Source organism: Mesorhizobium sp. CO1-1-11 (assembly GCF_020164995.1).
In the GTDB taxonomy this organism is placed as follows: domain Bacteria; phylum Pseudomonadota; class Alphaproteobacteria; order Rhizobiales; family Rhizobiaceae; genus Mesorhizobium; species Mesorhizobium australicum.
In genome coordinates this window covers 1-15,635 of sequence record NZ_JAIUHE010000043.1, presented here as the reverse complement: position 1 = coordinate 15,635, position 15,635 = coordinate 1, and the positions used below count along the sequence as shown (strand labels likewise).

General features: G+C 60.9%; 11 protein-coding genes. 8 read left to right on the top strand and 3 right to left on the bottom strand.

Annotated features, from left to right (window positions below; translation table 11 throughout):
* The 3 genes from LB554_RS29005 to LB554_RS28995 form a co-directional block, all read right to left on the bottom strand.
* The coding region (locus LB554_RS29005) for a GDP-mannose 4,6-dehydratase (protein WP_224588229.1) at positions 1 to 222 on the bottom strand (222 nt) is incomplete at its 3' end.
* 105 nt (positions 223 to 327) lie between these two features.
* A complete protein-coding gene (locus LB554_RS29000; protein WP_140660800.1) occupies positions 328 to 1,719 on the bottom strand; it encodes an HlyD family type I secretion periplasmic adaptor subunit in 1,392 nt (463 codons plus the stop codon).
* Positions 1,712 to 3,466: a type I secretion system permease/ATPase gene (locus LB554_RS28995; RefSeq protein ID WP_140715626.1), complete on the bottom strand. Its 1,755-nt coding sequence runs from the start codon at positions 3,464 to 3,466 to the stop codon at positions 1,712 to 1,714. The genes LB554_RS29000 and LB554_RS28995 overlap by 8 nt, the downstream gene beginning before the upstream one ends.
* Before the next feature lie 405 nt (positions 3,467 to 3,871).
* On the opposite strand from LB554_RS28995, the gene LB554_RS28990 reads away from it, so the two are divergent.
* The 8 genes from LB554_RS28990 (at position 3,872) to LB554_RS28955 (ending at position 15,427) form a co-directional block, all read left to right on the top strand.
* On the top strand, positions 3,872 to 5,596 hold the full coding sequence (locus LB554_RS28990; RefSeq protein ID WP_224588227.1) for a calcium-binding protein: 1,725 nt from the start codon (positions 3,872 to 3,874) through the stop codon (positions 5,594 to 5,596).
* Positions 5,597 to 5,805: 209 nt separating this feature from the next.
* Positions 5,806 to 6,057, top strand: a complete 252-nt coding sequence (locus tag LB554_RS28985; RefSeq protein WP_140614640.1) for a hypothetical protein — start codon at positions 5,806 to 5,808, stop codon at positions 6,055 to 6,057.
* 267 nt (positions 6,058 to 6,324) lie between these two features.
* Positions 6,325 to 7,536: a glycosyltransferase gene (locus LB554_RS28980; protein WP_041163711.1), complete on the top strand. Its 1,212-nt coding sequence runs from the start codon at positions 6,325 to 6,327 to the stop codon at positions 7,534 to 7,536.
* Positions 7,533 to 8,795, top strand: a complete 1,263-nt coding sequence (locus LB554_RS28975; RefSeq protein ID WP_224588225.1) for an O-antigen ligase family protein — start codon at positions 7,533 to 7,535, stop codon at positions 8,793 to 8,795. The genes LB554_RS28980 and LB554_RS28975 overlap by 4 nt, the downstream gene beginning before the upstream one ends.
* Entirely contained in the window at positions 8,795 to 10,786 is a 1,992-nt protein-coding gene (gene asnB, locus LB554_RS28970) for an asparagine synthase (glutamine-hydrolyzing) (RefSeq protein ID WP_224588223.1), read from the top strand. Before LB554_RS28975 ends, asnB begins: the two co-directional genes overlap by 1 nt.
* A 1-nt stretch (position 10,787) precedes the next feature.
* Positions 10,788 to 13,022, top strand: coding sequence for a GumC family protein (locus LB554_RS28965; RefSeq protein ID WP_411962657.1), 2,235 nt, complete (start codon positions 10,788 to 10,790; stop codon positions 13,020 to 13,022).
* A gap of 34 nt (positions 13,023 to 13,056) precedes the next feature.
* Positions 13,057 to 14,364: a lipopolysaccharide biosynthesis protein gene (locus tag LB554_RS28960; protein ID WP_224588220.1), complete on the top strand. Its 1,308-nt coding sequence runs from the start codon at positions 13,057 to 13,059 to the stop codon at positions 14,362 to 14,364.
* 1 nt (position 14,365) lies between these two features.
* Positions 14,366 to 15,427, top strand: a complete 1,062-nt coding sequence (locus LB554_RS28955; protein ID WP_224588218.1) for a glycosyltransferase family 2 protein — start codon at positions 14,366 to 14,368, stop codon at positions 15,425 to 15,427.
* Positions 15,428 to 15,635 lie beyond the last annotated feature (208 nt).

Below are 15,635 nucleotides of genomic sequence, written 5' to 3'. Positions count from 1 at the left end.
GTCAACCACGCCCCTGTCGGCGAGATCGCCGTGGATGAAATGATAGCCGGCATTGGTCTTGCGGCTCGCCTCGTCCAGGAGCCGCAGCCGCGCCTGCTTGATTTGCGGGTCGTAGTAATCGTTGATGCTGTCGATGCCGACAACCTCGTCACCGCGCTCCAGGAGCCGCCTGGCGACATGATAGCCTATGAAGCCGGCAGCGCCGGTGACCAGTACCTTCATCAGAAGGCATTATAGGTTGCGCCGCGAAACCGGCATCCTGCGGACGCATGATATGTCCAGCCCATGGCTCTCGGGCTGGACCCGGCATGCGAATTCCAGGCCTGCTTAGCGGAAAGCCCTGGAAATCTGGTCCGTGAGAGGTTTCAGCATATACGACCAGACATTGCGTTCATCCGTGCGGATGTGAACTTCCGCTGGCATGCCCGGTCTGAGTTGCCTGGCTTCCTTCAAGCACTCCGACTGACTGTCGACCTTAATACGGGCCGAAAAGTACGAAAGCTGGCGTTGCGGATCTTTGATCAGGTCCGCCGAGATGTACTTGACGGAGCCGTTGCAAACAGGGGTAGTCCCGGCATCGAAAGCTGGAAACCGGATCGAAACGCTCTGTCCCGGGTTGACGTCGTCTATGCGGGAAGGAGGGATCAACGCGTCCACGACAAGGTTGTCGGCCTCGGGAACGATCGTCATCAGCAGTTCGCCCGGGGCGACCACGCCGCCGACAGTGTGAACGGACGACTGCTGAACTGTGCCGGATTGCGGAGCGCGGATCTCGGTTTTGGTCAGTTCGTCTTGCGCCACGATCTTGCGTTCGTTGAGTTCGGTGCGCTTGGCTTCAGTCTCGCGCAGTTCACCGGTCACATCGCTTCGCCGTTGCTCGTCGAGCTGCAGGATTTGCAACTCGATCTCGCTGATCTTGGCCTGTGCCTCTGCTACCGCGGCTGCCAGTCGTCCCGACTCGCCCTTGGCACGTGTCGCATCCAGCCTGACGTTGCTGATCCTCTCTTTGGACACCAGTTTCTTCGAATAGAGGGCATCGACATCCGTAAGGTCAGTGCTCAGCAGCGCCGCTGATTCATCGGCTGCAACCTGCTGCGCCTTCAGGCCATCGATCTGACGCTCGAGTTGCTTTGTTTGGCTCGACAAGAGCGCCTTCTGCCCGGCCAATGCCGAGGCACGGGTTTCGAACAGAGCGCGCTCGCCGCTGACAAGGGCGGCCAGCTCCGGCTTTGGCATCCCGGCCTCAAGGCCGGCTGGAAGCTGCATTTCACGCAAACCACCGCGTTCGGCCTCCAGTCGCGCAAGCCGCACCGTGGTGCGATCAAGATCTTCGCTGATGATCTGCAGATTGGCCCGTGGCAGCGTGCCGTCCAGCCGGACCAATATGTCACCGGCCCGAACATGGTCGCCGTCTTGCGCAAAGATGCCGCCGATCGTGCCGCCGGTCTGGTGCTGGACCTTCTTGATGTTGCTTTCGACCACCACCGTGGCGGGCGCGATCACGGCACCAGCTATCTTGGTCAAGCCAAGCCATGCTCCGCCGCCGACCACCAGCAGGCCAGTCACAACGAGCCCCAGCGTCATGCTTGGCCAAAGGGTCCCTGGCGCAGGGATGCTGCCTGGCACCTTTGGCAAGTCGGTTTCGGCGGGCTGGTATCGAGTTCCGAACCGGGCAAGTGTCGGCATGAACGCAAGCACGCGGGGCAAGATGTCACGCATGTCCGGTCACTCCCGAGTGGATGGGCGCGATCGAAGATGGACGTTGCGCGGCAGGCGAGGGCGGCCGCCGCATGCCGGCAAGCACTTCCTCGCGCGAGCCGAAGGTGCGCAGCCTGCCATCCGCCAGGACCATGACCTGATCGATGTTGGTGAGGGCAGATGGCCTGTGTGCAACAACGATCACGATACCCCCACGCTGGCGGACGGCCATGATGGCTCCGGCCAGGGCGGCGTCACCTTCAACGTCGAGATTTGAGTTTGGCTCGTCCAGCACGACCAGGAACGGGTTGCCGTAGAGCGCCCGGGCAAGGCCGATAAGCTGCCTTTGCCCTGCCGACAGCGCTCTTCCTCCCTCGCCGATGCGCGTCTGGAAGCCTGCCGGCAGATGCATGATCATCGAGTGGACGCCCGCGGCTTTCGCCGCGGCGAGCACGCCCTGGGGGTCGCTCTTGCCGCCAAATCTCGAAATATTGTCCGCCACCGTCCCGTCGAACAGTTCAACATCTTGCGGCAGATAGCCAATGTGGGCGCCGAGCCGTTGCGCGTCCCACTGGTCGAGAGAGGCCCCGTCCAGCCGTACCGTGCCGTGCAGAGGGCTCCAAACTCCCACCAGCGCGCGCACCAATGTTGTCTTTCCCGAGCCGCTTGGGCCGATAACGGCCATTCCCGCGCCGCTCGAAAGCTGGAAGCTTACATCGATGAGCGTCGGCCTGGGTGTACCCGGAGGCGCTACCGCCAAACTATCGACCGCCAGACGAGCCTCTGGCGGCGGCAACTTCATGGATTCGATTGGACTCTCGAACGCACGGAGCGCCGCTTTCAACTGGGAATAGCTCTGCCGGGTGGACAGGAAACCCCGCCAGTTCGCAATCGCCGCATCGACCGGGGCTAGCGCGCGACCCAGCAATATCGACGACGCGATGATCACGCCAGGGGATGCTTCGCCTCCGATGACGAGATACGCGCCGAGCCCTAGCACCGAAGATTGCAGCACCATCCTAAGCGCCTTCGACAGCGAGCTGATTCCACCCACGATGTCGGAGAGCCGCTCCTGATAGGAGAGATAAGCGTGAGTGACTTCGCCCCAGCGCCCCGCCAGCCGTTCGGAGAGGCCCATGGCGTGGACCACCTCGGCGTTCCGACGGCCGGAATCAGCAAGCGCGCGCTGTGTCAGGATCGCTTCGGACGCCAGCGCCGCAGGGCGGCGGCTGATGATCTCAGCCACGATGGTCAGCACGACGACGGCGACGGAGCCGAGGGTCGCAAGCACGCCGAGCGACGGATGCAACATGTAGATAATGAGCAGATAAAACGGGATCCACGGCGCGTCGAAAAGAACCGTCGGCCCCGTTCCCGAAAGGAATCCGCGCAATTGATCGAGGTCCCGCAACGGAAGCACCCGGTCCGCTTCTCGACCGGCCCTGAGCGGGAGAAGCAACGAAATTGCGAATGTTCTCTGCTGCAAACTGCAGTAGAATCGACTGGCGATTCGGACCAGTAGACGAAGCCGCACGAAATCGAGCAGACCGTAGGCCGCATAGAGGCCCAGCATTCCGATGGTGAACCCGACCAAGGTCGGGACGCTTTGCGACGGCAGGACGCGATCATAGACCTGCAGCATGTAAACGGATCCGGTCAACGCAAGGATGTTTATCATTGCGGAAAAGAGTCCGATGCCAGCTATTCCAGGCAGGCAGTCTAGTATTGCGGAGCGTAGCGGAGAGGCGCTTTGTGGCTCTTTATTCATAGCTTATTGCTATGACACGACGTTGTCGCGTGTCTTTCTTTGTTCATCCGATGGGTAACCTTTTCTGATTCCACCATATCACATGCGCCCCCCCGGACATGATGGCTAGCTAACATATGGCGAACTTTATGCAAAATGAAGCGAAATCGTGGCCGGGAGTCGGGGTGGGGAGAGGGGTGCCTGTGAAAACAGTGGAGAACTGTGCATGCGGTCGTCAGTGGAAAACCCGCAGATTTCGCTGCAAGCCACTGACTTTACAGTAAATTGCACCGACCCGTTGATGTGGCCATCCCCACAGCGATCAAAAACTTCGTTCAAAGATGTTGGTATGTGATTTTCATCTAATGTAGCTTTCGGTCTAACCCCCATCCAGGGCGGGGTGTTGCCAAACAAGAAGGAAAACGCATGGCGACTCTCCATTATGCATCAGGCGGTTCGGCTGCCGAAGTTGCGGGCGCCGGATTTAACCTGGCGGACGTTCAGTATCTTTCGCAGGTCAATGAGCTGCCCAGCGGAATGAAGGGGCTTGTCTATCTAAGCGCTCATGACGGGGTGACCTCGTCGTTCATCGAAAAAGTCACGCCCTTCCTCAACAATCCAAAAGTGTTTGGATTTTTCCTGATGGACGAGCCGGACCCTACCGGCAGATGGGGCACATACGCGAGTGCGGCAAATCTGAAGGCTGAATCCGACTGGATCCACTCCCATTTTCCGGGCGCCAAGACCTTCATCACCATGATGAATATGGGGTCGTCCACCAACCCGGACTTTTCCAACACCTATAATCCCGCCAACACCGGGATCGACTACTATGGACTGGACCCATACCCTGTTCGCACGGGAATAAGCAGCGTCGACTACAACATGATCGACCGAGCCGTGGCCGCGGCCGTGAAATCAGGCATTCCGGCTGACAAGATCATTCCTGTATATCAGACATTTGGCGGCGGCGGTTGGCAGACGGACACCGGCGGCAAGCACGTCATGCCGACGTCGACCCAAATGCAAACGATGATCGATCACTGGGCAAAGCTGGTTCCGTCCCCAGCCTTCGACTATGCGTATGCCTGGGGTTCGCAGAACGGCGACACCGCCCTGGAGAACTCGCCTGAGTTGCAGGCCGTTTTCCGCCAGCACAACCTCGCCAGCACTAGTCCTTCGACACCGCCTCCGAGTTCCGAGCCGACAACGCCTACGCCCACCACGCCTACGCCCACCACGCCCACTGTCCCCGATCCCACGCAGGCGACCCATCACATCTTCCATGGCGGCCCTGGCGCGGACGTATTTCATTCGACCAGCGGGGACGACGTTTACTATGTCAACAATGCACATGATAAGGTGATGGAGGCATCAGGCGGCGGCTTCGACAAGGTGGTCGCCTCGGTCAGCTACGCATTGTCTGCTGGTTCGCATGTCGAGCAACTCTCGACCGACAAGACGGGCGGCACACATGCGATCAACTTGACGGGCAACGAGTTCGGCCAGGCGATCAATGGCAATTACGGCGCCAACAAGATCGATGGTCGAGGCGGCGCCGATACAATGAAAGGCTATGGCGGCAACGACACTTATTTTGTCGACAATGTGCATGACAAGGTAGTGGAGCAGCCAGGCAACGGCAAGGACGCGGTGTTCGCTTCGGTGAGCTATGCTCTCTCGGCGGGTTCATCCGTCGAGAAACTTGCGACCACGCAGGCTTCGGGAACGGGGCAAATCAACCTGACGGGCAACGAGTTTGCCCAGACGATCCAAGGAAATGCCGGCGCCAACAAGATCAATGGCGGGGGTGGTTCCGATACGCTGACGGGCTTTGGCGGCAAGGACGTCTTCGTGTTCAACACCGCGCTTGGCTCTGGAAATGTCGACAAGATAACCGACTTCAAGGTTTCCCAGGACAAAATCCAACTTGATCACAGCGTATTCAGCGGACTCCAGCAGGGCGCCCTTTCGGCCGCGAACTTTCACATCGGCAAAGGTGCGCATGATGGAAGCGACCACGTCATCTATAACAGTTCGACCGGCGCGCTCTCTTTCGACAGTGACGGTATCGGCGGCCATGCTCAGACGCAGTTTGCGACCGTTGCTCCGCATCTCTCAATTGGCGCGAGCTCCTTTTTCGTGGTTTGACGCACGCAAATTGTGCTTCCGGCAGGAGCTGAGCGCTCCTGCCGGTTCGGCTTCTCCATTCGGCATCTATTCAGCACAGTTCGCATCTGTTTTCCGCCGAGTTGAGCGCGGACGCCGCTTTTTGGGCTAAGAACGGCTGCCGTCCGAGGCATTGCGGGAACATTCTGCCTTGATCGTGGTTTGGTGCCATCGCGCAGGGGATGGATGACGTGCCAAGCTACGAAGTCGAGGAGATTTTCGCCGGCCAAGTCGTGGTGACCCACAAGGTAGTCGCACCAACTCCGTTTCGAGCAGCCAAGCTCGCGACAAACCGGGAAATCACGCTTCGTGCTTCCGAGGCCCGCTGGATCCGGGTATTCGAGCAAGACGGCCGCCGCCGAGCCTATGAATATACGTTCTCGGATCGACCTCAACCCACCCCAACGAGCAATCTTGATAGTCCGATCACCCGTTCGCGATGAATGCGCATTCGCGCGGCTAATCCGATGCGGCTAATCCGATAGTCACGGTGTCTCGATCCAAACAGTCCAGCCCGCGGTCTGATCCTTGCGCCGTTAGCGCGCAAGCACGGTCCTAGTTGCGTCATTCGAACGGACGAGGACAACGGCCAGCCCTGCCCGTAGCCTGAATTGCTGGTGTAAATCGCAACGAAATCGGGCCATGGGAAACGATCCAAGTTTGAGCCGCTTATGGGAGCCGAAGGCCCGCTGGATTTCGGGAGCGGCACGATGAACCCGCACCTGGTTTGCATCGGCGGCGAGGATCACGCCCTGAGGATCTCGTTTCTGATGGAACTCCGCGAGCGGGGTTTTCGGGTCACCGCGGTCTCGACGGGCGATGAAGCTCTGTTTTTACGGCACGGCATTCCGCACCGCCGCTACGAGTTCAATCGCTTTGCCAATGGCAGCGGCAAAGCCGGGACGATCAGGACATTGCGAAGGTTGTTGCGGGAACTCCGCCCCGACATCGTCCAAAGCTTCGATACGAAACCCAATTTGCTAACCCCGCTGGCGGTGCGGGGAGAAGTCCCGGTCGTCCGCACAATCAACGGCTTGGGCTGGACCTTCTCATCGCTGGAGCCGCGAGCCTTGGCCATGCGGCCCGCCTTCTGCGGTCTGCAGTGGGTTGCTTCCTTCTGGACTGCTGCCACGGTTTTCCAAAATCGCGACGACCAAGCCTTTTTTGAGCGCTATCGGCTGATCCCACGCGGCAGCGGACGCCTTATTCAGGGGTCGGGCATCGACGTCAATGCATTCGCGGTGGCAAGACGTCTTGCCTCATCACCAGCGGCAATGCGGCGGGAATTCGGACTGGAATCGGCCGAGATCGTCATTTTTGTCGGCCGGCTCACCCGCCTTAAGGGCATTCCGACCCTTCTCGAGGCGATTCCGCACATTCTCTCCAAAAGACCTCATGCGCGTTTCGTGCTCGTTGGCCCACGGGAATCGGAAGGACCATTCGCCGTCGAAAAGTCCGAAATCCAACGATTTGCTTCTCATGTGACCGTGCTGGGCAAACGGCATGATGTCCCCAGTCTGCTTGGCATGGCTGATTTGTTCGCCTTCCCAACGCAATATCGCGAGGGCGTTCCGCGCGTCTTGCTGGAAGCCGGACTCGCTGGATTGCCGATAGTCGCATCGCGAATGCCCGGTTGCAGCGACGTCGTCGAAGATGGGTGGAACGGTTATCTGGTCACGCCGCGCGATGCTCGCGCCCTTGCGGACCGGATAGTCGACATACTGTCGGACCGCACCTTGGGAGCCGCCATGGGGCAGCGCTCCGCCTCGCTTGTCAGGGAGCGTTTTGCCCTGCCGGGCATCGTCGACCAATACTGCGATGTCTATAAGAGCAATCTCAGGACCAAATCTCGCGGCTTGCTTGCTCCATCGCCTCTGGAGAGCGGCATTGCGAACCGCCGGTTGGACGGGGCGCGGCAATGATGCGCGACGCGTTGCTTGCCGGCGGTGTCATCCTGTCAGCCGCGTCGCAGCTCTCCGTCCCCGGCATGCCATTCGGCTATGGCGAACTGCTCCTGGCGCTTTGGATCATGCTGTCGGCCGGACGAATGTTGGTCGGCGGGCGCGTCGAAGCGACACCAGCCTTCGCGCAACTCGCGACTTTTTGGCTGCTCCTTTCTCTCGCATTGGGGATCGGCACGATCGTCGGCTACTTGACCACCCTGCTTTACCCGACAGGGTTGTTGCACGACACAATGGCCTACGTGCTGTTGGCCAGCATCACTTGCCTGGCGAGTGTTGAGCCGGACGCGGGGCGTCGTCTTCGGCGCAGCGGTTGGTGGACAATCGTGTTCGCCGACGCAATATTTGCCATCCAACTCGCCATCGCGTGGGGCTGGCTCCATCAGCCCGGCGTCGATCCGTGGTATTGGGACCGCTTTCGCGGCTGGTCTGAAAATCCGAACCAACTCGCGCTCTATTGCGCGCTTCTTGGTCCGCTGGCGCTGCACCTTGCAACCACTACTCGCAATCGGTGGGGTCAGGTCCTTGCGCTCTCAAGCCTCGTGTTCATCTTTTTTGTCGGCCGCCTGACCAGGAGCGATGCCTATCTCTACACCACGATTGTAAGCGGCGTCGCCTTCCTCGGGTTGCGGTTGAAGGCATGGTTGGCATCCGATGGCAATCGAACCAGCCTGCCCAGGCAGATCGCACTTCTGCTGATGGTCGGCGCTGTCCCCTTGGTGATAGCGATGACCCCCTATCTTCTTAGCGAGGAAAGCTTTGCGGCGAATTTTGCCAAGAGCCTCACCAAGGACGGAGGCGGCGAGGCCACGGCTGAAACATTCGAGCTTCGGGTTTATCTGTGGGATGAGGCGCTTCAGAAGGGGCTGCAATCGGCATCGCTCGGCCTCGGTCCTGGCCCCCACCTGGAGCGCCCGCCGACGGCCGACATGCAATTTCTGGAGCGGCCGTTCGAAGCGCACAATACGGTTCTCGACCTCTATCTGCAGGGCGGGCTGATCGCCGTCATCGCCTTGCTGTGGATCGTTGGATCGGCGGCCATGTCCGCCTGGCGCGCTCGCTACGACGCGCTTTTGGTGCTCGTGGCGTCCGCAGCCGTGTTCAGCATACCGCACCTCATCATTCGTCATCCGATCGTGTGGTTTGCATTGACCTTCTGCCTCGTCGCGGGACCGCCAAGCGTTTTCCGGCGCGAGCTTGAGCCTTCAGAGGTGATGTGATGTGCGGGATAGCCGGGATACTTCTCGCGTCCAATGCTGCCGACCCCAAGTCGCTCGATCAGATCGGGCAAATGATGATGGCGCTTCGTCACCGCGGTCCGGATGGCGAAGGACTCTGGACGGATCGCGAAGCAGGCATTGCCTTAGGCCACAGGCGGCTGGCGATCGTCGATCTGTCGGAAACGGGGCAACAGCCCATGCTGTCCACAAGCGGTCGGTATGCGATCACCTTCAACGGCGAGATATATAATTTCCGTGACCTGCGTCTCGAGCTTGAAGGCGTCGGGCACCATTTCCGCGGCACCAGCGACACGGAAGTCATGTTGTGTGCGATCGAGAGCTGGGGCCTCGAGGCCGCACTCCAGCGTTTTGCTGGCATGTTCGCGTTCGCCTTGTGGGACCTGAAGACGAGGACCCTCCATCTCGCGCGGGATCGACTGGGCAAAAAGCCCCTCTACATCGCTTCAGCCAGGCATGCGCTGGTCTTTGCTTCCGAACTGAAAGCAATCAGCCGCTTTTCAGGCTACTCTCCGGAGATCGATCTGGATGCCGCCACTGCAATGCTTTCCAAGGGGTGGGTCCCGGATCAGAGTTGCATTTGGCGAGGTGTCTTCAAGCTGCCACCCGGCTCGGTCCTGACCCTCACGGCCGCGACTGTGGCGGAGGGGCGCGGGGCCGCCTCCCTTTCGCAGGGCGCAAGTCGCTGGTGGTCGCTGGCCGAAGTCGCCAAGAACGGGCGAGAACAACCGATCGCCGGTAGTGACGACGATCTGACCAATGAACTGGATCATCTGCTCCGGCTTGCCGTTCGCGAGCGCATGATCGCCGACGTTCCGTTGGGCGGTTTCCTGTCGGGCGGCGTCGACAGCTCTACCGTTGCGGCCTTGATGCAGGCTCAATCTCCAAATCCCGTGCGCACTTTCACCATCGCCTTCGCGGAGAGCGGCTTTGACGAGGCCCCTTACGCCGCCGAGGTAGCGCGCCATCTGGGCACCGACCACACGGAACTACACCTTTCGGCTGCCGCCGCGCGTGACGTGATCCCCGAACTGCCAACGGTATGGGATGAGCCATTCGCCGACGAATCGCAGATACCGACTCTGCTGGTGGCGCGGCTGGCCCGCCAGCACGTGACCGTGGCGCTGTCGGGGGACGGCGGAGACGAGTGCTTTGCAGGCTATGGCCGCCACTTCATGGCGGACCGGCTGAAACGGTACCAAGGTCTACCCGCAAGTGCACGACGAACGGTGGCGGCCGGCGCAGGGATGCTGTCCAGGGCGGCTCGTCACGATTTCATTGGCAACCTGCCACTTCCGTCGCATGTGCGGCATGCGCTGCGCAGCGATCGGCTCACTCGCTTCGCCTGGCTTCTCGCCGCGAAGGATGAAGACGAGCTGCACAGGCGGCTGACGGGATCATCGGCCGAAAACCTCACCCGGCACGAGACTCCTGCATCCATAGTCTCTGCACCGCGGCTCGACGGGCTGTTGTCTCGCCTCCTGTACGACGACATGTCCGGTTACCTCGCTGGCGACATTCTCGTCAAACTGGATCGAGCCAGCATGGCCAACAGCCTCGAGGCGCGTTGTCCCCTGCTGGACCACCGCGCCGTCGAATTCGCTTGGCGCCTTCCGGCTGCCATGAAGGTTCGCAACGGCAGAGGCAAGTGGATCCTTCGAAATGTGCTGCGTCGTTATCTTCCGCAACGGCTGATCGACCGGCCGAAGCAGGGCTTCGACGTGCCGATCGCGGCTTGGCTGCGGGCCCCGTTGCGCAGCTGGGCCACCGATATTCTGTCCGATGTTCGCAACCAGGGCGAAGGCTTGCTGGACAGCACAAAGGTGGACGCCTGCTGGCGCGATCACGTTGCAGGACAGGACCGCTCCCGTGAACTGTGGTCGGTGCTGATGTTTCAAGCCTGGTGCAACGAGGCCAAGCGGCAGGCGTCGGCATCGAACTCATCCCGTGAACTCGATCTGGCAGGAGTATGAAATGGCGGGTTCCGCAGTCAGCCGAATTGAATTGCCACGAGCCACCCCGGTGGCTGCCCCGGCTCCTGAAAGCAGGGCCCGCGTACGGCCTCCCAGAAGCGCCCCGAATTCAGCAACCCCGTCTCGCCAACTGCTGGTGACATTGGCGAGCAGGAAATGGATCATTCTGCTCTTCGCGGTTGTCGGCGGCATCTTGGCGGCCTTGGCGGGAATAACCCGCCCTACCATGTACGAAGCCACCAGCCAGCTTATCATAGACGCTCCTGCCAGGGCGGCCCTTCCCGCCAGCCCGGGCTCAGCGCAGGACATGATCGATTCAAGCATTGACGACCACATCACGATGCTCTCGTCGGAGAGCCACCTTCGTCGAGTCGCCGCAGCGCTGCGTCAACCGAGCCCGGCCAACGCGACCGCACAACCGCAAGCCGGGAAGGGAAGCTCCAGCCAGGGGCCAACGCCCGCCGATCCGCCGACATCGCACTCTTTCGCTGGCGATCTGCTGAAGCGCCTTTGGCCGCGGGATGTTGTATCCACCAATGCGCCGCAAGCAGCAGAGGCCGCCGAGATGAAAGCGCTGCGCAAAGGGGTAAGGGTCGGACAAGAGCTCCGGTCCCGGGTCATTTCCGTCGGCTTCTCGGACGATGACCCGGCGCGCGCGGCGATGGTGGCCAATACATTCACCAAGATCTATGTCGACGACCTCGCGCAGAAAAGTCAGGCGTCGAACATGCAGGAACTTGACGCCGTCGTCGCCAGTTTGCCCAAACTGCAGAATGAACTGGTGGATGCGTCCAATCGGCTCGAGGAGTATCGGCTGAGCCATGGCGCGGTCGATCAAGGCTCGGCTGACAAGGTGGCCGGGGAGAGGGCGGATCTCAGCCAACAGATATCGATGTCCAAAGCGGATCTGGCGGCGCTGGAGTCCCGGCTCCAGCGTATCCAGGAGCTTCGAAAGCAGGGCGCGCCGGCCGCGACCCTGGCCGAGGCCGCCGGCACGCAGGAGTTGGCCGACCTTTCGGCTCGCGTGGCCAGGGCGCCAGCGGACAAGGATCTGGCCAATGCCTTTTCCGTCGCGATCGAAAAGGCAATCGCTGATATCGTCGCTGAAGCGGACATCTATCGTGCCCAGGTCGAGGCTCTGGGAAATCGAATGCGTGTGCTCGATGCGGTCGCGGCCGACACGGCCAGCCGGCTCGCCGGTTTGCGGGCGCTCGAACCTCAAGTCAGCCTCCTGACGCAACGCTACAACGAACTTCTCGGCCGCCAGCAGGACCTGAAGCGGCGCATCGGAGCTCCGTCCGCCGGGGTCTCGGTCCTTTCCGTTGCATGGCCGCCGACAATTCCGCAGACATTGCCGCCGGTTTTTTTGGTTCCACCGGGAATGATTGCGTTCGGCCTCCTTGGCGCTGTTTTGGTCCTCATGCGAAATCGCTTCGATCGCACCTTGCGCGGTGAAGCGGAGGCGGAAGCCGTGCTCAGGATACCGTGCGTGGGGCTCGTGCCCGAACCGGGCAGGATGCACGCCAAACAGTTGCGTGACTTGGTTTTGGGCCAGCCCAAGTCGGCCTACAGCCGTGCGGTGACGTCGCTGCTGGTCGCGGCCGCGCCAGATCAGGCAAGGGGTCGTGCTCCGCACACGATCCTGCTCACGCCAAGCGTCCGGGCTGACGGAGCGACCGAGCTTGCGTGGGGCCTGGCCTTGGCGGCCACCCGACTGGGCAATCGTGTTCTTCTGGTGGATCTCCAGCGGGCGGGCTCCCAACTTACGCCCGAGTTTCTGCGCCAGTTCAACGGACCCAAGGCTCGTCATTCCTTCGCGGATTACATCAGCAGTCGTTGTACCTTGGATGACGCGGTCGCCAGCATTCCCGAAATTGGCATCGACCTGACGACCATGGCACCTGCAGAAGATCTTTTGGCTCTCCTGGCGCGTGTCGACACCGCCAAGTGCAGGGAAGATTTGCACTCGGCGTACAGCCTCGTCATCATAAACGGGCCATCGGGGCTGGCTGGGCCAGAAGCCATGTTCCTCAAGAGCTGGGCGGACGCGGTTCTCGTTACCGTTCGCTGGGCAAGAACCTCGCGGCATGTCGCGCGCGGGGTGGTGGAGCAGCTCCTGAGCGACGGAACGCTCTCGGTTCCGGTGGCGAGCGTCCTTACCCGGGTGAACCTCACCCGGTACGGCAGGTATCGGTTTGGCGACAGTGCCGATCTTTTGCGCGAGAGGATCTCATGAATTCGACCGGCACCGGCCGTAAGCAAGGCTCGCCATGATCCGACTTCCGCAAAGCCCGATCGGCAAGGTCCTTCGAGCGGCCGGTGGCGTGTCGGCCATGGCGATTGCCGGTCAGCTCATTCTTGTCGCGACCATTCCGGTGTTGGCCAGGCTCTATTCTCCTGCTGATTTCGGCTTGTTCACGATCTATCTTTCGACCGTGAACATACTGGGGGCGGTCGCGGCACTGCGCTTTGAGGCTTCGCTGTACGGCGTCAAGAGCGACGCGCAGGCATACGTCACGGTTAAGCTCATTCTTTTGGCCGTGTCGGCAACCGGCGTTCTTGCCTTGACGGCGGGGGTTATGTTGTCGAGCACCGTTCCGGTCCGCGCTGTTGACCTTGTGTGGCTGGTTCCGATCGGCATGGCAGGCGCAGGTCTTGTGGAGACCATGAATTGCTGGAGCCTGCGTGCCGGCCTGCTGCGCGACTTCGCGCTCGGCCGCTTGATCTTGCCCGCGACGATGGCGTTGTTGCAGCTGATGTTCGGCATCGTCCATCTCGGAGGAGAGGCGATGGTGCACGCTCACATTCTCAGCCAATTCATCTTCATTGGGTTCCTTGGCGTTCGGATTTTCCGCTGGGAGGACGTGTGCGGTATTGCCCGCGCGCCGTGGCAAACGGTCTTTGAAAAGGCCAGGCGCGAATACAAATTTCCACTGTTCGACATCCCGGCAACGGTCGCAAGTTTCGCCATCAACAACCTTCCGGCGATACTCGTCGGCTCGATGTTCGGGACCGCCTATGCTGGCTATCTGGGCGTCGCGTCGCGGCTCGTCACCGGCCCCGTCACCCTCATTGCCACGCCGCTCAGCAATGTCTTTGTCGCCGAAGCCAATAAGGGCGGCGGCCGCAGGCATCTGCTCGGCCTCGCACGAGGCCTGCTGATCCTTGCCGGCGGGCTCACTTCACTGCCCATTCTGGCTCTTGGCCTCGCCGCACCGCAGCTCGTCGTACCCCTATTGGGACGGCCATGGCTGCCCGCCGCCGAAATCATGACGGCGCTGGCTTTCATGGGCGCGGTGCAAGCTTTGTCGACGCCGCTTCAGGATGTGCCGGCTCTCCTGCGACGGCAGGAGGTGCGCCTGGTCGTCGATGCCGTAAGGACGGTGCTCGTGTTTGGTCCGCTTCTAGCCGGCGCCAGAGCTGGCTGGGAACCTCTCACTGTCATTTATCTCATGGCTGCCGGCGGCGCCGGGGGCTTCTTCATCAAGACGGCAGTCTCTCTCTATCTGTTGAAGCAAAGTGTTCAACCGGACGAGACGTCGCCTCGCAGCCGGTGCATCGCCTTGGAGGAAAGATAACATGACGCAGATGGACAGTCGCGACGCCCTTCCTTCCGCAGCCTTGCCAATGGGCGTCGGACCTTCGCAAGATGAGGGGTCGGCGGAGTTGGTGACACTTCGGCCGTTCATTTCAGTGGCCATCCCGACCTTTCGCAGGCCAGATACCATTCGAAGGACAATCGACAGCATCCTCCAGCAGGATTTTGCGAATTGGGAACTGGTGGTTAGCGACGACGAGGGGCAAGGAGGGTTGTCCTGGAGGATCGTCGACGAATATGCGCGTGCCGACGGTCGCATCCGGATTGTCGAGAACGGCAGGGGGCGAGGCCAGGTCGAGAATACCAACAACGCCATGCTGGCTTGCACCGGCACCTGGATCAAATTGCTGCATGACGACGACTGGCTTGCGCCCGGCGCACTCAAGCGATTTGCCGAGGTGTCCAAGGAGCATCCCTCGGCCGCATTCATGACCTGTGCAGCCAATATCGTGGAAGACGGCAGGATCATGCTCCGCTCGACGCCGTCGGAGCAAAACCGCGTTTCAGTCTATTCGAGCCAGCAATGCCTCAGGGATCTTTACCTTGTCCGGACGACGAGGAGCCTCGGCATCATTCCCTCGACACTGTTGATCAACAGCAAGGTTCTTCAGGCTGGATGCCGAATGCGTGCACACAAATCGATCCCCGCCGGCGTCGACCAACTGTTCTTCGTGGACCTGGCCGGTCACGGAGACATGGTTGCGATTAATGAGGGTCTGATTTTTTACGACGCGACCAACCATCCGAGCATCACCACATCGAAGAGCTACACGGAAGTGGACGAAGTTACGCTTGCGGTTAAGCAGCTTAATTGGCAGCTGCTCGAAAACAGAAGGAATCTTCCTGACCCTGAGAGCCTCTTGCGAGCATTGCGGGTTGCACGCGTACCCGCCAGATTTCATCACCAGTCCTTGCCCGTGACTATCCGCGACACGCTGCAAATTCTTCGCCCATCAGTGATGAAGATCGCAAGCCAGTACCTCGTGGAATACCTGTTCAGGATCCGCCCGGTCCTAGGGCCATGGTATACCCGAAGACAGTGATGGAGCTGACCCGTTCAAGGCCGCGCACGGGACGCGGCACGCGCCGAACCGATTTATGGGGCACGGATTCACGACGGCCGCCCCTGCGGTGGCCACAAGGCTGGACACGATCATCCCCGGATGTTCAGGGAACTAGGCCGTGAACTCATAAGCCGCGGTTTACCGGCTTCGGGATGAGATGTGGTCGATCACGCCACTTCCTTGGACA